Source organism: Paraburkholderia sp. LEh10 (assembly GCF_017814945.1).
Lineage (GTDB): Bacteria > Pseudomonadota > Gammaproteobacteria > Burkholderiales > Burkholderiaceae > Paraburkholderia.
The window spans coordinates 2,910-23,620 of record NZ_JAGIPX010000027.1 but is presented as its reverse complement, the minus strand read 5'-3'; the positions used below and the strand labels follow the sequence as shown (position 1 = coordinate 23,620).

Here is a 20,711-nt window from a genome sequence, read left to right as displayed (position 1 = left end):
ATTACCCATCGATGATAGAATGCTGCGTCGCCGCGCAGCGTCTGAAGCATCCATCGCGCTGCACACACCGATCCGTTCGAAGTTCGGCAAGGTCCCCGATAATCATGGAGTTACGCGTGTCTTCAAGACGCATTTTCCGCCCGTTGCTCGCCCTACTGCTGATCGCGTGCGCAGGCGTATCTGGCGCTGCGAAAGCGCAAACCCAGCCTAAAGCTCCGGACACGATGGAATCGCGCGTGCAAGGCTGCACGGCATGTCACGGCTCGAAAGGCCAAGGCACGGACAACGACTACTTCCCGCGACTTGCCGGCAAGCCGACCGAATATCTCTTCAACCAGTTGAAGAATTTCCGTGAAGGTCGCCGCAAGTATCCGCCGATGAACTACCTCGTCACGTATCTCTCGGACGACTATCTTCACGACATCGCAGCTTACTTCTCGGCGCAGCGACCGCCGTATCCGACGCCGTCCAAGCCCGCGGTCTCCGATTCAACGCTCGCGCGTGGCAAGGAAATCGTGCTGAACGGCGACGCATCCAGGCAGATTCCCGCTTGCGCAGCCTGCCACGGCAAGACGCTGACGGGCATGGAACCGGCTATCCCCGGTTTGGTCGGCCTGCATATGGACTACATGAGCGCACAGCTGGGCGCATGGCGTTCGGGTTCGCGCCACGCCATCGAGCCTGACTGCATGCACACGATCGCCACGCGTCTGACGGACGCCGACGTGAATGCTGTCGCCGCGTGGCTTTCCACGCAGCAGGCGCCGCAGAACCCCGTGCCGGCCCCTGCCAAATCGTTGAAGACTCCGCTTGCCTGCGGCAGCGAACCGCAATAAGGCACCGGGAGAGACAAACAAATGAAACGCAAGTCTTTGTTCGCCCTTTCGGCTGTCGTCGTGGTCGCGGCTGCCGCGCTCGTTCCCGTCCTGTGGTCGGGCAGCGACTATCTGCATAACGGCACCGCCGTCGCAGCCACGCCGGCAGATCAGGCTGCATTGATCAAGAAGGGCGAATACCTCGCCCGCGCCGGCGACTGTATCGCGTGTCACACGGTTCGCGGCGGCAAGGAATTCGCCGGCGGCCTGCCGATGCTGACGCCGTTCGGCACGATGTTCACGCCGAACATCACGCCCGACGACCAATACGGCATCGGCAAGTGGACGCAGGACGACTTCTATCGCGCGATGCACACGGGCCGCTCGAAGGACGGCAGTCTGCTGTACCCCGGCTTCCCGTTCACGAGCTATACGAAGGTCACGCGCGCGGACTCGGACGCGATCTATGCGTATCTGCGCTCGATTCCTCCCGTCGCCGTGCCGAGCCGTCCGCATGAACTCAAGTTCCCGTTCAACAACCGTAACCTGCTGATCGGCTGGCGCACGCTGTTCTTCCGCGAAGGCGAGTACAAGGCTGATCCGACCAAGTCGGTGGAATGGAACCGCGGCGCCTATCTGATCGAAGGTCTCGGCCACTGCGGCATGTGCCACACATCGATCAACGCGATGGGCGGCCCTGTGAACTCGGCGGCCTTCGCCGGCGGTCTAATCCCGCTGCAGAACTGGTATGCTCCTTCGCTGACGTCGAACAAGGAAGCCGGACTCGGCGACTGGGAAATCAAGGACATTTCCGATCTGCTGAAGAACGGCGTGTCGCAGCGCGGCGCAGTGTTCGGTCCGATGGCTGAAGTGGTTCACAACAGCATGCAGTACATGACGGACGAAGACATCCACGCGATGGCGACGTACCTGAAGACGATCCCGCAGAAGGAAGAAGCGCCTGAGCATCTGCAACTGGAAACGTCGCAACAGTTCGGCACCGAACTGTTGAAGCAAGGTCAGAAGATCTACGCTGACAGCTGCGCGAAGTGCCACGCGGACAACGGTCTCGGCATGCCGCCTAACTTCCCGCCGCTCGCGAACAACCAGTCGATCCAGATGCCGTCTGCCGTCAACCCGATCCGCATGGTGCTGAACGGCGGTTATCCGCCGAGCACGGGCGGCAACCCGAAGCCGTACGGCATGCCCCCGTTCGCTCAATCACTGTCGAATCAGGAAGTGGCAGCCGTTGTGACGTACATCCGCCAGTCGTGGGGCAACCACGGCACGGCTGTGTCGCCGCAACAAGTGTCCGATCTGCGTTCGGCGCCGCTCGACTAAGCGTCGTCTGAAGTTTCAGGGCGCGGCCTGCGGTTATCGCGGCCGCGCCCTTCGCTTTTTGTAGCATTGCAGTTTCGAAGTTTTGTCATCGAGGTAGGGGGACATCTGACATATCGGACCTTTAACGTGAGACCCGTGTCGAATGTCGTATGACATAGGCATCATGCAGGAGGTAGTACCGTGCATGTCGGTGAGCGGCTGAATAGCATCACGCATCTCGTCGGCGCCGTGCTGTCGGTGGCGGGGCTGGCGACGCTCGTGACGATGGGCGCGCTCGACGGCGATGCGTACAAGGTCGTGAGCTTCAGCGTCTATGGCGCGATGCTCTGCGTGCTGTACGGAATTTCGACGCTGTATCACAGCGTAAGTAGTCCGCGTCTGAAAGCGATCTTGCAGAAGTGCGATCACTCTGCAATTTATCTGCTTATCGCGGGCAGCTATACGCCGTTCACGCTGGTCACGTTGCGCGGCCCATGGGGATGGTCGCTTTTCGGCGTGAGCTGGGGTTTGGCAGCGCTCGGGATCGTGCAGGAACTGACGCTCGGGCGACGCACCCGCAGCGTATCGATGGTGCTTTACGTGCTGATGGGATGGCTCGCGCTCGTAGCCATCCGCCCGCTGGTCATTGCGTTGCCGGCCGCGGGCACCGCCTGGCTGCTGGCCGGCGGGATCATCTACAGCGCGGGCATCTACTTCTTCATCAACGACGAGCGCATCCGGCACGGACATGGCATCTGGCACCTGTTCGTACTCGCCGGCAGTCTGTGTCAGTTCGTCAGCGTCGCGCGCTATGTCGCATGACGCGCGTGACGGCCGATGCAACTTAATGCCAGTCGACGTGTCTGCATAGCGCGTCGAGCATTCGGCACGCGTCGCGCGTGCCGCCGATTTCTCCGTAAACGGTGAGTGTCGGGCGAGCGATGGTTCTGATCGCCCGTGAATGCGCCTGAAGGCTGCGTTCACATCGTTTGCACAATTGCATTGCAAAGAGTTTTTATGTCTTTTGATTCTCTCGGCTTATCCGAACCGCTGGTCCGCGCAGTCAACGAACTCGGCTACACGTCGCCGACTCCGATCCAACAGCAAGCCATTCCCGCCGTGCTCAACGGCGGCGATCTGATGGCGGGTGCCCAGACGGGCACGGGCAAAACGGCCGGCTTTACGCTGCCCATCCTGCAACGTCTGCTGACGATGGTGCCCGCGCCGAACGGCAAGCGCGTCATCCGTGCGCTGATCCTCACGCCGACGCGCGAACTCGCCGCGCAAGTGGAAGAAAGCGTGCGCGCTTACGGCAAGTATCTGAAGCTGAAGTCGACGGTGATGTTCGGCGGCGTCGGCATCAACCCGCAAATCGATGCGTTGAGGCGCGGCGTCGATATCGTCGTCGCGACGCCGGGGCGTCTGCTCGATCACATGCAGCAGAAGACCATCGATCTGTCGCATCTCGAGATTCTCGTGCTCGACGAAGCCGACCGCATGCTCGATATGGGCTTCATTCACGACATCAAGCGCGTGCTTGCGAAGCTGCCGCCGAAGCGCCAGAACCTGCTGTTCTCGGCGACGTTCTCCGACGAGATCAAGGCGCTCGCCGACAGCCTGCTCGACTCGCCCGCGCTGATCGAAGTCGCTCGCCGCAACACGACGGCAGAAACGGTCGCGCAAAAGATTCACCCCGTCGATCGCGACCGCAAGCGGGAACTGCTCACGCATCTGATCAAGCGGCACAACTGGTTCCAGGTGCTCGTGTTCACGCGCACGAAGCACGGTGCGAACCGGCTCGCCGAACAGCTGACAAAGGACGGCATCAGCGCGCTCGCGATTCACGGCAACAAGAGCCAGTCGGCTCGCACGCGCGCCCTGTCCGAGTTCAAGGACGGCACGCTGCAAGTGCTGGTCGCCACCGACATCGCAGCGCGCGGCATCGATATCGATCAACTGCCGCACGTCGTCAACTTCGATCTGCCGAACGTGCCGGAAGACTACGTGCATCGCATCGGCCGCACGGGCCGCGCGGGCGCGACGGGCGAGGCGGTGTCGCTGGTGTGCGTCGACGAGCTGCAACTGCTGAAGGACATCGAGAAGCTGATCAAGCGCGCGGTGCCGCAAGAAGTGATCGCGGGCTTCGAGCCTGATCCGAATGCGCGCCCCGAGCCGATCCAGCGCCGTGGACAAGGCAGCAGCGGCCGTCAGCCGCGTCAGGGGCAAGGGCAAGGGCAGGGTCAGCGGCAAGGCCAGCATCAACCGAAGCGCGAAGGCACGGGCGCGAACAACGGCACGGCGCGCGGCGCTCAGCGCGGCCCGGGCGACAAACCGAAGCAACCAGCCAAGCCGCAAGGCCCGAAGCCCGCGCATGTGCGCAACGACGATCCGCGTCACCAGGACAAGCCACGCGCCGCAGCGCATGAAGGGACTTCGCACGCGCCGCGCAAACCGCGCAACGCGAACCCCGGCGCACTGCTCGGCGGCGGCAAGGCGCGCAGCGATGCGCCGCGCCGCACGCAATCGACGCGCGACGGTCAGCGCGGCAACTGACGCGTATCAGCAAATCAGGCGCTGCCGCTCACACGCACTGGCGGCGCCACTCCGCTATCACCGGTCGCCGCCCACGGCCTTCTTCAGGTACTCGATCTGCTGTGTCCAGCGCTCGAGTACCGCGTCTCTCCCCTCCTCCAGTTCGAACGTGATGCCCGCCGTCAGCCGCGCGTATCGCACGCGCTGTGCTTCGCCCGATTCGATCGAGCCCGCGAAGCAGGCAAGACCCGCGCCTTCGCCCTTTAATGGCGCAAGCGCAAGCTGAACCTGATAGAACGCCTCGTCGAACACGAACGTCAGCGCGGCGCGGCCGCTGCGCGCAATCGCCCGCGCCGCACGCGACTGCGGCCACAGCGCGATGCATAGCGTGCGCGAATCCGGTGCATACAACTCACCGATGCCGAGCAGCGACGTACGCAAATGCGCGCCGCTTTCGTCAGCCGTCACGAGCGAGGCCGTAAAGCCCACTTTCGATTCGAGCGCTGCGCCGTCGAATTGCGCACGCAATTCGACGGGCCATTCGTCGAATACCTGCTGGTCGAGTGCGTGGTTCTGATCCGCGGATGCCGTCATGAGTCTTTCCTCCGTCGAATGCGCGCGTAAGCGCTCTGCGCGTTGTTCATCGCCAATGCGAATGGCCCGCGCGAAGCGGGCCATTCATTCGTCAGCAGTCGAAGCGAACCAACGGGAGAAGACTGCAGCCGGCGCGGTTCAGCGGAAAAACACGTGCTGCGTGATCTTCGCGAGCGGATAGTGGACGCCTGGCTGAATCTTCGCCGGCAAATCGAGCGGCTTGAGCAGCATCTTTACACACATATCCGCCGACAGGTTGTGCCGCACCAGCCTGTTCACGCGCGCGGCCTTGTCGCGGTTGTACGCCGGATCGTTGACGCGCTCCGGATAGCGGATCGCGAAGACGTGACGCAGCGCGATCTCCGAGTCCTCGTTCTTGATCTCCATCACGCGGCGCATCAGCGCGCCCAGCACGGCAAGGCGCCCATTGCCTTCGATCTTGTTGTACTTCTTGAAGTACTTGAAAAAGTGCTTGTAGTGACGGACTTCGTCGGTGCGGATGTTGTCGGTGATCTGCTTCAGCACGGGTTCATCCGAACATTCGCCGATCGCGCGATACAGCGTCGCCGTGCCCGTCTCGACGACGCAGCGCGCGACCATCTCGAGCGCGCGCGTCTTCTCGAAGTCTTCGACGTCGCAGGTCTTCGAATACTCTTCGAAGAAGTTGCGAAACGCCGTATCCCAGTCGAACTCGGGCCAAACCTGCGCGATGTACGCCTTCAGCGCCCGGCCATGCTGCATCTCTTCCGGCTCCCACTCGTTGTTCAGCCACGCGGACACCTCGGGATCGCCATTGAAGAACTTGCTCAGATTGCTCGTGTAGAGATCGGTACCGCTTTCGATGAACGATGCCGCGCACAGCAGCAGCAGCAGGTCCTCATTGGCAACCGCGCGCTGACGGTCGATGCGAGTGAGATCGATATCTTCGATGCGCCAGGGCATCACGTGGCTAGCCTCGTTGTGCATAAAAGTTCGCTCCGAAAACTGTGGTGCCTCGTGCGCGGACATGATCCGCATGCATCGCGGTTCGATCGCCGCCCGTGACCACCACAGTGCCTTGCAGCAGTTGACTTCTTTCTTTCATCTTAGCCGGTGCTCTGCAAATTCGCAGATTACACAGCACAGACCGTGCCGGAGGATCGCAGTTCCGCGCCGGCAATGAAGCAACATGCGAATGAGCAAAGGCCGATGCGGAGTCGAATCGTTCGAACAACCTGGCAACCTTAAAGCCGCACTACGGCGCCTTTAAACCGACACTCAAACGTGCGAAAAATCCGACGTTGCCGACTGACGATGACGAAAGCGACGAAGGTCTTACAATACGGCCAAGCCAACCTTTGCCCGCTTCCGGTGCGGCGCTCAAAAAAATCACCATGACACGAGACCCCCGCCTCACGCTCAACGCGCGTCAACAGGAACTGCTGGAGTGGGTGCAGCGCGACGGCTTCGTGACGGTCGACGATCTGGCCGCGCATTTCGACGTAACGCCGCAGACGATCCGCCGCGACGTCAACTGGCTAGCCGATATGAACCTGCTGCGCCGCTATCATGGCGGCGCCAGTCTGCCGACAAGCTCCGAAAACGTCTCGTACAGCGCGCGGCAGCGGATGTTCCACGACGAGAAGCGTCGCATTGCGGCGCTGGTCGCCACGCACATTCCCGATCAGGCGTCGCTCTTCATCAATCTCGGCACGACCACGGAAGAAGTCGCGCGCGCGCTCAATCGTCACCGCGGATTGCGCGTGATCACCAACAACCTGAACGTCGCGAGCATGATGAGCGGCTACCCGGACTGCGAGGTGCTGGTGACGGGTGGCATCGTGCGTCCGTGGGACAAGGGTATCGTCGGCGAGCTGGCCATCGACTTCATCCGCCAGTTCAAGGTCGACTTCGCGATCATCGGCACGTCGAGCATCGAGACGGACGGCACGCTGCGTGACTTCGACACGCGCGAGGTGCGCGTCGCGGAAGCGATCATCGAGCACTCGCGCACCGTCTTCCTCGCCGCCGACCATTCGAAATTCGGCCGCCCCGCGCTCGTGCGCCAGGGTCATCTGAACCAGATCGACTCGCTCTTCACCGACGCGCCGCCGCCCGCCGACATGGTCGAAACGCTGACCAACGCGGGCACGCAGGTCTACATCGCGGAATGAGACCGGGCGCCCCGGCCACGGCATTTCCGTGCGTCGGCAAGCGTCATTCCGCCATGCTGCACCGCACGCAAAACCTCCAGTGAAGTCAAGAATCTGGCGTCCTGCCGGGACCGCCTCTCGCACGCGGCGCTGTCAACGGGAAAATTTACTGGGGCCGATTTGGACTTCCCGCCGCCATTGACTACACTCCAGTTCCCCAACGTCCTTAAATGTGCATGGACCGGAATAAACGCACGGGACATGGGGCAAAGACAGCAAACATTCAGGCCTGATCCGCGGGAATAGCGGCCCGCTGATCCTCCGCCGGCTGGCAGGGCCGTCGGCCGGCGCCAAGGCAACCCGAGTACGCTTGACACGGAGAGAAACGATGCTGAGTCCGCATGAATTCGCCACGTTGTTGCTCGTCAAGGACGCCCCCAATCAGGTCGATATGGAACGCGAAGAACTCGACGCACTGCTCGAACGGCAGTTAGTCGAGCTCGAAAAACTGGCGTCGGGCTTGCAACAATGGCGCATCACGGAGTCCGGCGACACAGCCCTTCGAGCTATCAAGCGCTTTTCCTGACGGCACGCGATCGAGCATCACGCGTTTGCCAGTCATCTCCCTGCGGCCGTGGGCGTGTCCGCAACAGACACGCGATCATACGGACGCCTGGACGGTCACGCGGCTTTGCCCGCCTGACCGTCTTTATGTTTTCAGGCTTCTCGCACAACCGCTGGAAGGCGCGCTCAGCCGCTGCGCAACGTCGGATCGACGGCCGCGCGCCAGCTCATCGCCTTGACGCGCTGCGCGTTGAAAAACTCGACCCACTGATTGCGCGCCTGCGGGTCGCTGCTCGCCCCCAGCGCCGCATAACGCTGCGCGATCGACGTCTGGAACGCGCAATAATCCGCCTTGCTCAGCCCGCCGCGCCGGTTCGCGACATACGCGTCGAACAGCGTGACATAGACGGATTGCGCGTCGCTCCCGTAGTCGACCGGCTGGCTGCCGCACATCGCCTGCAGGTCCGCGAACGACGGCGCGCCCAAGGTGCCGCTCAGGCTCGGCGTGCTGACGCATGCCGTCAGCGCCGCCGTCATCGCCAGCGCCGCCGCGCCCATTTTCCAGAGTTCACGCATGAGATTCACCTCGTAGCGCCGCACAGCGGCTAATCGAGGGAAGTATCGTCCGGACGCACGAATCTCGCCACTCGCGCGACACCCGACGCCTTCGGCGTGCGAAAACGCGCACCGATCCCAAGCCAGTCGAACTTTACTTTTTCGAATCCGTTCATTAGAGTTTCGAAAACGAACATTACGATTCTGAATATTCCCTACTTTTCGACCGTCAAGGGCACTCCGGGTGACGCAAGAATCCATCTACGACCTGCTCGTCGCCGGCGGCGGGATCAACGGCGCGGGCATTGCACGGGATGCGGCCGGGCGCGGCCTCTCCGTTCTTCTGTGTGAACAGGACGACCTCGCTTCGCATACGTCGTCGGCGAGCACCAAGCTGATTCACGGCGGGCTGCGGTATCTGGAGTACCGCGAGTTCGGACTCGTGCGCAAGGCGCTGCAGGAGCGCGAGACGCTGCTGCGCGCGGCGCCGCACATCATGTGGCCGCTGCGTTTCGTCATGCCGCACATGCCCGATCTGCGGCCCGCCTGGCTGATTCGCGCGGGGCTCTTTCTCTACGATCATCTCGCGCGGCGCGAACTGCTGCCCGGCTCGCGCGGCATCGACATGCGCAGACACCCCGCCGGCAAACCGCTTGTCGATTCGATCAAACGTGGCTTCGTCTATTCGGACGGCTGGGTCGATGATGCGCGCCTCGTCGTGCTGAACGCGCTCGACGCCCGCGAGCACGGCGCGAGCGTCCTGACGCGCACGAAGCTGGTCGGCGCAACGCGTGTGAACGGCGAATGGCATGCGCAGCTGCAGCGCGCGGACGGCTCGACGTTTGCCGTGCGCGCCCGCTCGCTTGCGAACGCGGCGGGCCCGTGGGTGGGCGAACTGCTGCGCGGGCCGCTCGCACGCAGAAGCGAGGCGAACTGTCAGGCGGACTACCAGGCGAACTATCAAACGAACTACAGCGTGCGGCTCGTGAAAGGCAGCCACATCGTCACGCGGCGCCTGTTCGACCACGACCATGCATACATCTTCCAGAACCCGGACAAGCGCATCATTTTCGCGATCCCCTACGAGCGCGACTTCACGCTGATCGGCACGACCGACCTCGAGTACGACGGCGACCCCGCGACAGTCGCGATCGACGCCGCGGAAACGCAATACCTGTGCGATTCGATCAACCGCTACTTCAAGAAGCACATCGCGCCGCGCGATGTGTACTGGACGTATTCGGGCGTGCGTCCGCTACTCGAAGACGAGAATGCGGACAATCCGTCGGCCGTGACGCGCGACTACCGGCTTGAACTCGACGCGCCCGCGGGCGAAGCGCCGTTGCTGTCGGTGTTCGGCGGCAAGATCACGACGTTTCGCAAGCTCGCGGAAGAAGCCGTCGACGATCTCTGCCGGGCGCTGCAGCAAGCCAAGCCTGCGTGGACGGCGGGCGCGCCGCTGCCGGGCGGAGATATCGCGGATGCCGACTTCGAGCGCTTCGCGTCGCAGTTCGGCCAGCGGCACGCGTGGCTTCCCGCCGATCTTGCGCGCCGTTATGCGCGGGCCTACGGCACGCGGGCTGAGCGCGTCGTCGGCACGGCGCGGGCGACCGGCGACCTCGGGCATCAGTTCGCGCCCGGCCTGTATGAAGCGGAGCTGCGCTATCTGCGCGAAACCGAATGGGCGACGACGGCACATGATGTCCTGTGGCGCCGCTCGAAACTCGGCTTGCATGTCGAGCCGGACATGCTCGACGGCATCACGCGCGACATAGACGCGTGGTTCGCCCGCGCGGGCTCGAAGCAGCACGCCTGACCGCATTGGGCAATGTGCGAGCGCGCGGCGATTCAACCGCGCCGCCAGTGCGCATGCAACAATCGGCACAAGCACACCTATATCGCCGGACCTGAGCGCGACACCGCGCCCGTCCCGACAAGAACACGGAGATTGAGACGATGCAGGATCAGTACATCCTCGCGCTAGACCAGGGCACCACGAGTTCGCGGGCCATGCTGTTCGATCGCAACGGCAATGTGGTCTCCGTCGCGCAAAAGGAGTTTCGGCAGATCTATCCGCATCCGGGCTGGGTCGAGCACGATCCGCAGGAAATCTGGGCGACCCAGGCAGGCGTCGCGGCCGAGGCCGTCACGCACGCCGGGCTGAACGGCACATCGATTGCCGCGATCGGCATCACGAACCAGCGTGAGACAACGATCGTCTGGGACCGTGAAACGGGCCATCCGGTCTATAACGCGATCGTCTGGCAGGACCGGCGCACGGCCGACTTCTGCGACCAGCTGAAGGCGCGGGGTCTCGAACACACGTTCCGCGCGAAGACTGGCCTGCCGATCGATTCATACTTCTCCGCAACCAAGATCCGCTGGATTCTGGATAACGTCGACGGGGCGCGCGAAAAGGCGAAGCAAGGCAAGCTCGCGTTCGGCACCGTCGATAGCTGGCTCGTGTGGAACTTCACGAAGCACGAATTGCACGTCACCGACGTGACCAACGCGTCGCGCACGATGCTCTTCAACATCCACACGCTGCAATGGGACGACGAGCTGCTCGACGCGCTGGACATACCACGCAGCATGTTGCCCGAAGTGCGGCCGTCGTCGGAGGTGTACGGGCCGACCAAGACCACCGTGTTCGCGTCGAAGATTCCGCTCGCGGGCATCGCGGGCGATCAGCATGCCGCGCTCTTCGGCCAGATGTGCACGCGCTCCGGCATGGTGAAGAACACGTACGGCACCGGCTGTTTCCTCGTGATGAACACGGGCACGAAGCCGATCGAATCGAAGAACAATCTCGTGACGACGATCGCCTGGCAAATCGGCGATCAGGTCAACTATGCGCTCGAAGGCAGCATCTTCATCGCGGGCGCCGTCGTGCAGTGGCTGCGCGACGGGCTCGGCATCATCCGCAGCGCGCCGGAGATCGAGACGCTCGCGCGCGGTGTCGCGCATTGCGACGGCGTGTATCTCGTGCCGGCGTTCGCGGGCCTGGGCGCGCCGCACTGGAACGCGCGCGCGCGTGGCACGCTGTTCGGCGTCACGCGCGGCACGACGTCCGCGCATATTGCGCGCGCGGCGCTCGAGTCGATCGCGTATCAGTCCGTCGACGTGCTGAAAGCGATGGAGGCGGATTCGGGCATTCACGTCGACGAGTTGCGCGTCGACGGCGGCGCGTGCGCGAATAATCTGCTGATGCAGTTCCAGGCCGACATTCTCCGCGTCGACGCCGTGCGTCCACAGGTCAGCGAAACGACGGCGCTCGGCGCCGCCTATCTTGCGGGTCTCGCGGTCGGCTACTGGAAAGACGTCGACGAATTGCAGAGCCAGTGGAAGCTCGAACGCCGCTTCTCGCCGTCGATGCCCGCCGAACAGGCGCAGGCCTGTCTCGCCGGCTGGCAGCGCGCGATTCGCGCGGCCAAGGCATGGGCTGACGGGCCCTGAACCGCGCCCCGCACGATCGAAGCGCCCCCACGAGGAGGATCTGCCGCGTGGGTCCGCAAAGCACGTATCATGTCGCTTTAAGCCCGCTGACCGGCCGCGTGCAGGTGTTTGCGGGCTGCGCATCTCCTTCCGTTTTCCGCATGATCGATCATCTCATTTGCGACTGCGACGGCGTGCTCGTCGACAGCGAAGTCATCGCCGACCGCGTCATGCACGACACGCTCGCCGCCACTTTTCCGACGCTCGACTTCGACGAGATCTGCAAGACCGCGTTCGGCCAGCAGACCTCGCGTTTTCTGGAGAGCGTCGAAGTGGCATTCGATATCCGGCTGCCCGCCGATTTTCTGCGAACCGTCGAGGCCAATGTCGAAGCGGAGCTGGCGTCGTCGCTCAGCGCGATCAGCGGCGTGCGCGACGCGTTGCGGCGCGTGGCGCTGCCTGCCGCCGTCGTTTCGAACAGCCGGATGATGCGCGTCGCCGCATCGGTGCGCCGCGCGGGGCTGGCCGAGATTTTCGGGCCGCGCGTGTTCAGCGCCGAACAGGTCGCGCGGCCCAAGCCCTATCCCGATGTCTATCTGTTCGCCGCACAACAGCTCGGCGTCGAGCCGACGCGTTGCATCGTCGTCGAGGACAGCGTCGCGGGTCTGAATGCGGCACGCGCGGCCGGAATGAAGACGATTGCGTTCGTCGGCGCGAGCCACATTCCCGATGGTTACGCGGATGTGCTACGCAATATGGGCATTACGCGGATCATGCAGCATATGGACGAGTTGCCCGCGCTGATCGACGCGGGCGTGCGCGGGGACTTTGGCGATCTGCAGTCTTAGCGGGATTTTTTTTCTGTTTTTGTCCGCCGACGGTTTTGTTGTTTTTTTCGTGAGCAGTGCGGTTCGCTTTGCTCTTCGTGGGCATCCGCGAGGCCGGTTTGACTTGCCCTTCGCGGATGCCCCCGCAGAGGCAACCGAACCCCAACAAATTACCTTGCCTTCATCTTGGCAAGCACTTCCTCCACGATCTGCTCCGGCGTCAGATCGATGCTCTCCGTGATCGCTTCGTCGTCGCCCGGCTCTTCCAGCGTTTCGAGCTGGCTTTGCAGCAGCGACGGATCGAAGAAATGCCCGGTGCGCGACTGCAGACGCTCGTGCAGCACTTCGCGCGTGCCCTTCAGATACACGAAGCAGACATCCTTGTCGCCCGCGCGCAGGATGTCGCGATACGAGCGCTTCAACGACGAGCACGTGAATACCGCCGTCTCATGCGCCTTCTGCTTTTCCTCGATCGCGGCGCGGATCGTTCTGAGCCACGGCCAACGGTCTTCGTCCGTCAGCGGAATGCCGTTGTGCATCTTCTCCTTGTTGGCGGCGCTGTGAAACGCGTCGCCATCGGTGAAGCTGCAGTTGAGACGCTCCGCCAGCAATTCGCCAATGCGGGTCTTGCCGGCGCCCGACACGCCCATCGCGATCAAGATCATTTGAAACTCCTTACAGGACCGCCGCCAATGCGAAGGTCAAACCGAGGCCCATCAGCGAAATGATGGTTTCGCAGAGCGACCACGTCTTGAACGTCTGCCCCACCGTCATTCCGAAATACTCCTTGATCAGCCAGAAGCCGCCGTCGTTGACGTGCGAAAAAATCAGCGAGCCCGAGCCCGTGGCGAGCACCAGCAGTTCCGGCTTCACCTGCACGCCGCTGGCCGCGGCGATCGGCGCGACGATACCGCAGGCCGTCGTCATCGCGACCGTCGCGGAGCCCGTTGCGAGACGGATCAGCGCCGCGACGAACCAGCCGAACAGCAGCGGCGACAAATGCGCCGCCGTCGCCGTGGCGACGATCTCCTTCGAGATGCCGCTGTCCATCAGCACGCGGCCAAAACCGCCGCCCGCGCCGACGATCAGCGTAATGCCCGCGATGGGCGCCAGACACTCGCCGCAGAACTTTTGAATCTGCTCGCGATTGAAGCCGCGGCTCGCACCGAACGTCCAGAAACTCACCAGTACGGAAATCAGCAGCGCGACATCCGACGTGCCGATGAACTTCAGCAGATCGTTCGCCGTCGTTTTCGGCGCGAACACGAGGTCCGCCCAGCTGCCGACCAGCATCAGGATGACAGGCAGCAGAACCGTGAAGAGCGTGATGCCGAAACCCGGCAGATCGCGCGTGCCCGTCTGATGCTCGGTGTCGACGAATTGCGCGGCGAGCGGATTGTTCTCGGCGAGCTTGATCTGGCGATGGATCAAAAGCGCGAACAGCGGACCGGCAACGATCGCAGTCGGCACGCCGACCAGCAGGCCATACGCAATCGTGCGGCCGATATCGGCGTGATACGCCTGCACGGCGAGCAGCGCGGCCGGGTGCGGCGGAATCAGGCCGTGCACGACGGAGAGACCCGCGACCATCGGCAGGCCGATCAGCAGCAGCGATTTGCCCGTGCGCTTCGCGACGTTGAACGCGATCGGGATCAGCAGCACGAAGCCGACTTCGAAGAACACCGGCAAGCCGACGATGATCGCGACGAACATCATCGCCCAGTGAATGTTCTTCTCGCCGAACCAGTTGATCAGCGTCGTGGCGATGCGCTCGGCGCCGCCCGATTCGGCCATCATCTTGCCGAGCATCGTGCCGAGGCCGACGACGATCGCAATATGGCCCAGCGTATTGCCGTTACCCGTTTCGAACGACTTCACGATCGTGCCCGCCGGCATGCCGACGGCCAGCCCCAGCAGCAGCGACACGATGATGAGAACGAGGAACGGATAAACCTTGAAGCGCGTGATCATCAGGATCAGCACCGCAATGGCGATCACGGCGTAAATCAGCAGCATGCTGCCGTGGACAGCTTCCATGAAGCTCCTCCTTTGTCTTGTTGGTTTGAGTTGCAACGTGCTGCTGCACCCCGCCCGCGTCCGGATGCTGAAAGTGCGATCGGGATCGGCGCTTTCGCGGACGCTGAATTTTACTGTTTGTTAACGTACATGGCGCGCGGAAATGGCCCGCGCCAAAAATAAAGCACCTCGCCGCTGCAGCCTGTTCGAGGCTAAAACGGCGAGGTTGTGTCGAGCCTCTGTCGAAACCGTCAAGCGCTTCGTCACATCGCGATGCCGCGAATCAATGCGCGGGCGCAGCCAGTTCACTCGCGGCGCGAGCGAGACGCGTGACTTCGTCCCAGTTCTGCGCGGCGAGCGCGGCCTTCGGCGTCAGCCACGAGCCGCCGACGCACACGACGTTCGGCAGCGCGAGGAAGTTTGGCGCGGTTTCCGCCGTGATGCCGCCCGTCGGGCAGAACTTCAGCGTCGGGAACGGGCCGTGGAACGCTTGCAGCATCGGCACGCCGCCCGCCTGCTGCGCCGGGAAGAACTTGACGATCTCGTAGCCGAGCTCCAGCGCGACGATGATGTCGCTCGGCGTCATCACGCCCGGCAGCAGCGGCAGCCCGGCGTCCTGCGCGGCCTTGTGCATGTCCTTCGTCAAGCCCGGCGACACGCCGAACTGCGCGCCCGCCTTCTTCGCCTGCTCGCAGTGCTCGGGCCGCGTGATGGTGCCCACGCCGACCACGATGTCTTCGGCGAGCTGGCTCGCGCGCTCGATCGCGCCGATGCCGGCGGGCGTGCGCAGCGTGATTTCGAGCACCTTCACGCCGCCCGCGTGCAGCGCGCGCGATACATGTTCGCCCTGCTCGACGCTATCGAATGCGAGGACCGGGATCACCGGACCGAGGCGCACGATTTCGCTGACTGTTTTCGACGTCATCTTCAGACTCCTTATCGCTTATTTCTGCATTGCGTGGCTGGCTTCGCTCGCCACGGCGCTGGCCGTTTGGCCTGCTAGTTGCGCTGCGTGCGGCGCTTCGCCGACGAGCGGCCCAAACACCGATGCGCCCATTTCCGCCGGCGCGGCCGCCGAACGGAACACGCCGAACAGCTCGCGGCCGAAGCCCACTTCGTTTTCCGCCTGATGCTGCGACACGGCAATCGGGCGCGCGGCCCATTGCGCGTCGTCGATTTCGATGTCGAGCACACCCGCCTCCGCATCGATGACGAGCATGTCGCCCGTGCACACCTTGCCAAGCGGGCCTTGCAGCAGCGCTTCCGGCGACACGTGAATCACGGCGGGCACCTTGCCCGATGCACCCGACATGCGGCCGTCGGTGACGAGCGCGACGTGAAAGCCCTGATCCTGCAATACGCCGAGCAACGGCGTCAAACGATGCAGCTCGGGCATGCCGTTTGCCCGCGCGCCTTGGAAGCGCACGACGGCAATGAAGTCACGCTTCAGTTCGCCGTTGTCGAACGCTTCCTGCACGGCCTCCTGCGAGTCGAACACGATGGCAGGCGCCTTCACGGTGCGATGCTGCTTCGCGACAGCCGAAATCTTGATGACACCGCGGCCGAGCTTGCCCTGCATCAGACGCAGGCCGCCGTCGGGCTGGAACGGCTCCTTGATGCTGCGCAGCACCGCCGCGTCCTGGCTCTCGGTCACGCCCGGCACCCACGTCAGCTTGCCGTCGAGCAGTTTCGGCTCTTGCGTGTAGTGCGCGAGGCCCTTGCCCGCGACGGTGTTCACGTCGGCGTGCAGCAGGCCGCCTTCGAGCAGGTTGCGGATCAGGAACGCCATGCCGCCCGCCGCGTGATAGTGGTTCACGTCGGCCTTGCCGTTCGGGTACACCTTCGCCAGCAGCGGCACCGACGCGGACAGCGTGTCGAAATCGTCCCAGTCGATGATGATGCCCGCCGCGCGTGCAATCGCGACGAGGTGCAGCGTGTGATTGGTCGAGCCGCCCGTCGCGAGCAGACCGACGATGCCGTTGATGACGGCCTTCTCGTCGATCACATGGCCGATCGGCATGTAGTGGCCGCGATCTGCTGTCAGATCGAGCACGCGGCGCGCGGCTTGCGCGGTGAGCGCGTCGCGCAGCGGCGTATGCGGATGCACGAACGCCGAGCCCGGCAGATGCAGGCCCATGATTTCCATCAGCATCTGGTTGCTGTTGGCCGTGCCGTAGAACGTGCAGGTGCCGTGGCTGTGATACGCAGCCGCTTCCGCTTCGAGCAGCGCGCTGCGATCGCACTGGCCCGTCGCGAACTGCTGGCGGGTCTTCGCCTTGTCGTCGTTCGAGAGGCCGCTCGTCATCGGGCCGGCTGGCACGAAAATGGTCGGCAGATGGCCGAATTGCAGCGCGCCGATCAAGAGGCCCGGCACGATCTTGTCGCACACGCCGAGGCACAGGGCAGCGTCGAACATGTTGTGCGTGAGCGCGACGGCCGTGCTCATCGCAATCACTTCGCGCGAGAACAGCGACAGCTCCATGCCCGCGTTGCCCTGCGTGATGCCATCGCACATCGCCGGCACGCCGCCCGCGAATTGCGCGACGCCGCCGTTTTCACGCGCGGCAGCCTTGATGATGTCGGGGAAATCCTTGTACGGCGCATGCGCCGAGAGCATCTCGTTGTACGACGAGACGATGCCGATATTCGGCTGGCGGATCTGCTTGATGACGAGCTTGTCGTTGCCCTCCAGACCGGCGAAGCCATGCGCGAGGTTCGCGCAAGACAGCGCGCCGCGCGCCGGGAACTTGCCTTGCGCGTTGTCGATGCGCGCCAGATACGCGTCGCGTGTGGGCTTGCTGCGCTCGATCACGCGCTTCGTGACTTTCATCAGTTGCGAATGCGGGGAAACCATCGATGCTCCTTCGTCGCTGGCTCGCGCTTACGCGCTTCGCGCCAGATTGATATCGCGGGGAACGGCTTGGGAAGCCGGCAATCGCGATATTAGTAGAAAAACTACAAGCACACAATGTTGCAGTTGCTGAATCTGCATTGACTCCAAATTCGCCTCAAACCTTTGTGGATTGGCGCTCTCAGACTTCCACAACAGGGATCAGGGTAATCACCTACGGCAAAAATGTAGTTTTTGTACTTGATCCGTCGATCAGCTATAGTCCACGCATTCTTGAGCATAGTGCGAGATTCACGATGATGCTGTCCCAAGTCGAAGCGATGCGCGATCAGTTGCGCCCTTCCGAACGCAAGCTCGCCGATTACGTGATCGAGGCGCCGCGCGAAGTGCTCGACCTGTCGATGACAGAGGTCGCCGCGCGCGCCGGCGTCAGTCAGCCGACCATCGCGCGCTTCTGCCATGCGCTCGGCTTTTCCGGCTTCCGCGAGTTCAAGATCCGCCTTGCGCAAGGCATAGCAACGGAAGTTCCCGCCGTCTATCGGGACGTGAGGCCCGACGAACCCGTGCCGGGCGTCGCCGCCAAAGTGCTCGACCGGACGATCGGCGCGCTGATCCAGGTGCGCAACAATCTGTCGTCCGATAGCGTGGCGTCGGCGATTCAACTGCTTGCGCAGGCGAAGCGCATCGAGTTCTATGGCGCGGGCGGCTCGGGTATCGCCGCGCTCGACATGCAGCACAAGTTTTTCCGTTTGGGCATGCCGAGCGTCGCTTACTCGGATCCGCATACGTTTCTGATGTCGGCGGCCTTGCTTGGCGAAGGCGATGTCGTGGTGGCGATTTCGAACACGGGCCGCACGCGCGACATCATCGATGCGGCGAAGTCCGCGCTCGCCGCGGGCGCGAAAGTGATCGCCGTGACGCATGGGAATTCGCCGCTGGCGCGGATTGCGACGGTTGGCCTCTTCGCCAACGTCGACGAGGACACCGACATCTTTTCACCGATGACGTCGCGCACGTCGCATCTGGCGATCGGCGACATTCTGGCTGTCGGCGTCGCGCTCGAGCGCGGGCCGGAACTGGCGGAGAAGCTCGCGGGCGCGAAGGATCTGATTGCGCAGCGTAGAGTGGCGACGTAGCGGCTCGGCGCCGCTTCTGTCGAGTGCGCGCAAGGTGTGCGGCATAAAGGCAAAACGGGCTCCCGATGGAGCCCGTTTCGTTTGAAGCGTACTGCTTGTGAGACTTGCGCTCAGGTGGCCGTTGCTGCGCCACCTTTGCACTTACCTCGCGATTACCACTGATACGACGCACCCACACCAACCGTCGTGCCCTGCGCGCTGACACCCGCGCCGAGCTTGACCTTGATGTTCTGCGTGATGCGTGCCGAAGCACCCAGCGCAGCGGCCTGATAGCCCTGGTACGTACCCGCACCGATGCCGACCGCGATCGTCTTGCCCTGATCGACGTCGGGGATCATCGTCAGCGCGGTGGCGGCTGCGACGCCCGAGTAGGCGTTGCGTGCCACGCTGTTGACGCTCTGCTGGACCAGGTTGATCCGCTGGTCGGTGTACTGCTTCGCAGTCGTGCCTGTGGGCAGATCGCCCACCGCGTTCGCGACGGCCTGGTTCAACTGGCCGACGTTGACGGCATCCGTCGTCTGCGTGCCCGCCGCGACGTTGGTGATCTGGCGTTCATTGCCCGCCGAGCCCACCGACACCGTGTTCGCACGATCCGCGACAGAGCCATCGCCGAGAGCAACGGCGTGATCCGCCGTCGCCTTCGAGTTCGAACCCATCGCAACCGAGCTGTCGCCGCTCGCCTGAGCGTTGTAGCCCGCTGCGATCGACTGGTTGCCGCTCGCGTTCGCGGTCGGCCCCATCGCCGTGGCGTGCGTGCCGCTGGCCTGCGCTTGCTCGGTATTGCGATCGCCGTTGGACGTGAACATCGGATCGACTGCGTTGTTCGCGATGTTCGTGACGTTGGTGATCGCCGCGTTCAGCTGGTCGACGTTCACGGCGTCCGTGCCATCTGTACCCGCTGCGACGTTGTGGATCACCGTGCCATCCGGCGCGTTGCCGCCACCCATCGTGATGCTGCTGTAGTTGACGGAACCGTCGGCGTTCTTGTCGTACTGCACAGAACCCGCGCTCAGGTTGTTCACCGTGGTCGAGATGTTGTTCACCTGGCCTTGGACCTGGTTCACCGCCTGGTTCGTCGCGTACAGCTGCGAACCGTTCACGGCATCCGTCGAGCTTGCGCTCAACTGGCCTGCCGCCACGTTCGTGACCGTGCGTTCCTGACCGGCGCTACCGACGCTCACCGTGCCGACGGGAGCCGAACCCGCGAACGAGTAGTTCTGTCCGCCGATCGTCGCACCCGTTGTGGCGACCACCGCGCCCGTCACCGCGTTCGAACCCAGCGCCACCGAGTTGGCCACAGTCGCGCTGGCGTTGCCGCCGATCGCCACCGAGTCCTCACCCGCCGCCACCGAGTCCGCCAGCGTCGAGTTCGTATGGAAGTACTTGATGCCGCCACCGCTCACGATGTTGTTGATCGTGTTGTCGATGTTCGTCACGTCGCCTGCCAGGTTCGTCACGCGACCGTCGATGTTGGTGATCGCGTCGCCCACATTGCTGACCGTCGTGTTGCCACTATTGATCACGTACGTCGGGTTGCTGATCGTGCCGTCACTGTTAACCGTCGAGCCACCACCGATCGCGTTCGCCGTCGACTGCGCCACGTTGAACAGCTGCGAGCCGTTCACCGCGTCCACGCTCGATGCGTTCACGTTGCCGTTGGCGACACCCGTCAGCTTGCGTGCACCGGCCGTGCCGGTGAAGTCCACCAGCGAGCCGTCCGTGTTCTTCGCGACCGTGATGGTGCGCGTCGATGCATCCTGCTGCACCAGACCGATCGTGCCGTTGTCGATCTGCGTCGTGATGTTGCTGATGTCGGTCGTGTTCTGCGTCACGCGGCCATCAATGTTCGTGATCGCACCGGCAACCGTCGTCACCGTCGAGCCACCGATGTTGAACGTCGGGCCCGTGATCGTGCCCGTCGACGCGTTGTACGT

General features: G+C 63.5%; 18 protein-coding genes. 10 read left to right on the top strand and 8 right to left on the bottom strand.

The features are described from left to right. The first annotated feature begins 104 nt into the window (after positions 1-104). The 4 genes from J8I87_RS22380 (at position 105) to J8I87_RS22365 (ending at position 4,688) form a co-directional block, all read left to right on the top strand. Positions 105-836: a c-type cytochrome gene (locus J8I87_RS22380; RefSeq protein WP_209934094.1), complete on the top strand. Its 732-nt coding sequence runs from the start codon at positions 105-107 to the stop codon at positions 834-836. 21 nt (positions 837-857) lie between these two features. Further along, complete coding sequence (locus J8I87_RS22375) at positions 858-2,156, top strand: c-type cytochrome (RefSeq protein ID WP_209934093.1); 1,299 nt, start codon at positions 858-860, stop codon at positions 2,154-2,156. A 180-nt stretch (positions 2,157-2,336) separates the two neighbouring features. Continuing rightward, positions 2,337-2,957, top strand: coding sequence for a PAQR family membrane homeostasis protein TrhA (gene trhA / locus J8I87_RS22370; protein ID WP_209934092.1), 621 nt, complete (start codon positions 2,337-2,339; stop codon positions 2,955-2,957). A 195-nt stretch (positions 2,958-3,152) separates the two neighbouring features. Continuing rightward, positions 3,153-4,688, top strand: a complete 1,536-nt coding sequence (locus J8I87_RS22365) for a DEAD/DEAH box helicase (RefSeq protein WP_209934091.1) — start codon at positions 3,153-3,155, stop codon at positions 4,686-4,688. Positions 4,689-4,745: 57 nt separating this feature from the next. Here J8I87_RS22365 and J8I87_RS22360 read toward each other — a convergent pair whose 3' ends face one another. Together J8I87_RS22360 and J8I87_RS22355 are read right to left on the bottom strand one after the other, a co-directional pair. Beyond that, complete coding sequence (locus J8I87_RS22360; RefSeq protein WP_209934090.1) at positions 4,746-5,261, bottom strand: hypothetical protein; 516 nt, start codon at positions 5,259-5,261, stop codon at positions 4,746-4,748. A 138-nt stretch (positions 5,262-5,399) separates the two neighbouring features. Further along, positions 5,400-6,227: a ferritin-like domain-containing protein gene (locus tag J8I87_RS22355; protein ID WP_209934088.1), complete on the bottom strand. Its 828-nt coding sequence runs from the start codon at positions 6,225-6,227 to the stop codon at positions 5,400-5,402. A gap of 407 nt (positions 6,228-6,634) precedes the next feature. Between J8I87_RS22355 and J8I87_RS22350 the strand changes: the two genes are divergently transcribed. After that, the gene (locus J8I87_RS22350) at positions 6,635-7,414 is read left to right on the top strand and encodes a DeoR/GlpR family DNA-binding transcription regulator (protein ID WP_209934087.1); all 780 of its coding nucleotides are present in this window, start codon (positions 6,635-6,637) and stop codon (positions 7,412-7,414) included. A gap of 367 nt (positions 7,415-7,781) precedes the next feature. Next, a complete protein-coding gene (locus J8I87_RS22345; RefSeq protein WP_012399841.1) occupies positions 7,782-7,979 on the top strand; it encodes a hypothetical protein in 198 nt (65 codons plus the stop codon). A gap of 164 nt (positions 7,980-8,143) precedes the next feature. On the opposite strand, the gene J8I87_RS22340 is transcribed toward J8I87_RS22345, so the two are convergent. Beyond that, a complete protein-coding gene (locus J8I87_RS22340) occupies positions 8,144-8,533 on the bottom strand; it encodes a hypothetical protein (RefSeq protein ID WP_209934086.1) in 390 nt (129 codons plus the stop codon). Between the two features lie 223 nt (positions 8,534-8,756). Here J8I87_RS22340 and glpD point away from each other — a divergent pair, with 223 nt between their 5' ends. From glpD to J8I87_RS22325, 3 genes are all read left to right on the top strand, one after another. Further along, positions 8,757-10,328, top strand: coding sequence for a glycerol-3-phosphate dehydrogenase (gene glpD, locus J8I87_RS22335; protein ID WP_209934085.1), 1,572 nt, complete (start codon positions 8,757-8,759; stop codon positions 10,326-10,328). A 140-nt stretch (positions 10,329-10,468) separates the two neighbouring features. Continuing rightward, positions 10,469-11,968 (top strand): glycerol kinase GlpK, encoded by a 1,500-nt coding sequence (glpK, locus tag J8I87_RS22330; RefSeq protein WP_209934084.1) that lies wholly within the window; start codon positions 10,469-10,471, stop codon positions 11,966-11,968. A 140-nt stretch (positions 11,969-12,108) separates the two neighbouring features. Continuing rightward, complete coding sequence (locus J8I87_RS22325) at positions 12,109-12,795, top strand: HAD family phosphatase (RefSeq protein WP_209934082.1); 687 nt, start codon at positions 12,109-12,111, stop codon at positions 12,793-12,795. 149 nt (positions 12,796-12,944) lie between these two features. Here J8I87_RS22325 and J8I87_RS22320 read toward each other — a convergent pair whose 3' ends face one another. The 4 genes from J8I87_RS22320 to edd form a co-directional block, all read right to left on the bottom strand. Then, positions 12,945-13,439 (bottom strand): gluconokinase, encoded by a 495-nt coding sequence (locus tag J8I87_RS22320; protein WP_209934081.1) that lies wholly within the window; start codon positions 13,437-13,439, stop codon positions 12,945-12,947. 10 nt (positions 13,440-13,449) lie between these two features. Further along, entirely contained in the window at positions 13,450-14,811 is a 1,362-nt protein-coding gene (locus J8I87_RS22315; protein WP_209934080.1) for a GntP family permease, read from the bottom strand. A 262-nt stretch (positions 14,812-15,073) separates the two neighbouring features. After that, the gene (eda, locus tag J8I87_RS22310; RefSeq protein ID WP_209934078.1) at positions 15,074-15,715 is read right to left on the bottom strand and encodes a bifunctional 4-hydroxy-2-oxoglutarate aldolase/2-dehydro-3-deoxy-phosphogluconate aldolase; all 642 of its coding nucleotides are present in this window, start codon (positions 15,713-15,715) and stop codon (positions 15,074-15,076) included. 18 nt (positions 15,716-15,733) lie between these two features. Further along, a complete protein-coding gene (edd, locus tag J8I87_RS22305; RefSeq protein WP_209934077.1) occupies positions 15,734-17,644 on the bottom strand; it encodes a phosphogluconate dehydratase in 1,911 nt (636 codons plus the stop codon). A gap of 293 nt (positions 17,645-17,937) precedes the next feature. Between edd and J8I87_RS22300 the strand changes: the two genes are divergently transcribed. After that, positions 17,938-18,777, top strand: a complete 840-nt coding sequence (locus J8I87_RS22300) for a MurR/RpiR family transcriptional regulator (RefSeq protein WP_209934076.1) — start codon at positions 17,938-17,940, stop codon at positions 18,775-18,777. A gap of 152 nt (positions 18,778-18,929) precedes the next feature. Here the strand turns inward: J8I87_RS22300 and J8I87_RS44850 are convergent. Then, a partial coding sequence (locus J8I87_RS44850) for a YadA family autotransporter adhesin (protein ID WP_245254082.1) occupies positions 18,930-20,711 on the bottom strand: 1,782 nt, incomplete at its 5' end.

Coding starts and splice junctions, on each gene's coding strand:
- J8I87_RS22380 (WP_209934094.1), top strand. CDS start 105: ATGGAGTTACGCGTGTCTTCAAGACGCATTTTCCGCCCGTTGCTCGCC.
- J8I87_RS22375 (WP_209934093.1), top strand. CDS start 858: ATGAAACGCAAGTCTTTGTTCGCCCTTTCGGCTGTCGTCGTGGTCGCG.
- J8I87_RS22365 (WP_209934091.1), top strand. CDS start 3,153: ATGTCTTTTGATTCTCTCGGCTTATCCGAACCGCTGGTCCGCGCAGTC.
- J8I87_RS22360 (WP_209934090.1), bottom strand. CDS start 5,261: ATGACGGCATCCGCGGATCAGAACCACGCACTCGACCAGCAGGTATTC.
- J8I87_RS22355 (WP_209934088.1), bottom strand. CDS start 6,227: ATGCACAACGAGGCTAGCCACGTGATGCCCTGGCGCATCGAAGATATC.
- J8I87_RS22350 (WP_209934087.1), top strand. CDS start 6,635: ATGACACGAGACCCCCGCCTCACGCTCAACGCGCGTCAACAGGAACTG.
- J8I87_RS22345 (WP_012399841.1), top strand. CDS start 7,782: ATGCTGAGTCCGCATGAATTCGCCACGTTGTTGCTCGTCAAGGACGCC.
- J8I87_RS22340 (WP_209934086.1), bottom strand. CDS start 8,533: ATGCGTGAACTCTGGAAAATGGGCGCGGCGGCGCTGGCGATGACGGCG.
- glpK (WP_209934084.1), top strand. CDS start 10,469: ATGCAGGATCAGTACATCCTCGCGCTAGACCAGGGCACCACGAGTTCG.
- J8I87_RS22325 (WP_209934082.1), top strand. CDS start 12,109: ATGATCGATCATCTCATTTGCGACTGCGACGGCGTGCTCGTCGACAGC.
- J8I87_RS22320 (WP_209934081.1), bottom strand. CDS start 13,439: ATGATCTTGATCGCGATGGGCGTGTCGGGCGCCGGCAAGACCCGCATT.
- J8I87_RS22315 (WP_209934080.1), bottom strand. CDS start 14,811: ATGGAAGCTGTCCACGGCAGCATGCTGCTGATTTACGCCGTGATCGCC.
- eda (WP_209934078.1), bottom strand. CDS start 15,715: ATGACGTCGAAAACAGTCAGCGAAATCGTGCGCCTCGGTCCGGTGATC.
- edd (WP_209934077.1), bottom strand. CDS start 17,644: ATGGTTTCCCCGCATTCGCAACTGATGAAAGTCACGAAGCGCGTGATC.
- J8I87_RS22300 (WP_209934076.1), top strand. CDS start 17,938: ATGATGCTGTCCCAAGTCGAAGCGATGCGCGATCAGTTGCGCCCTTCC.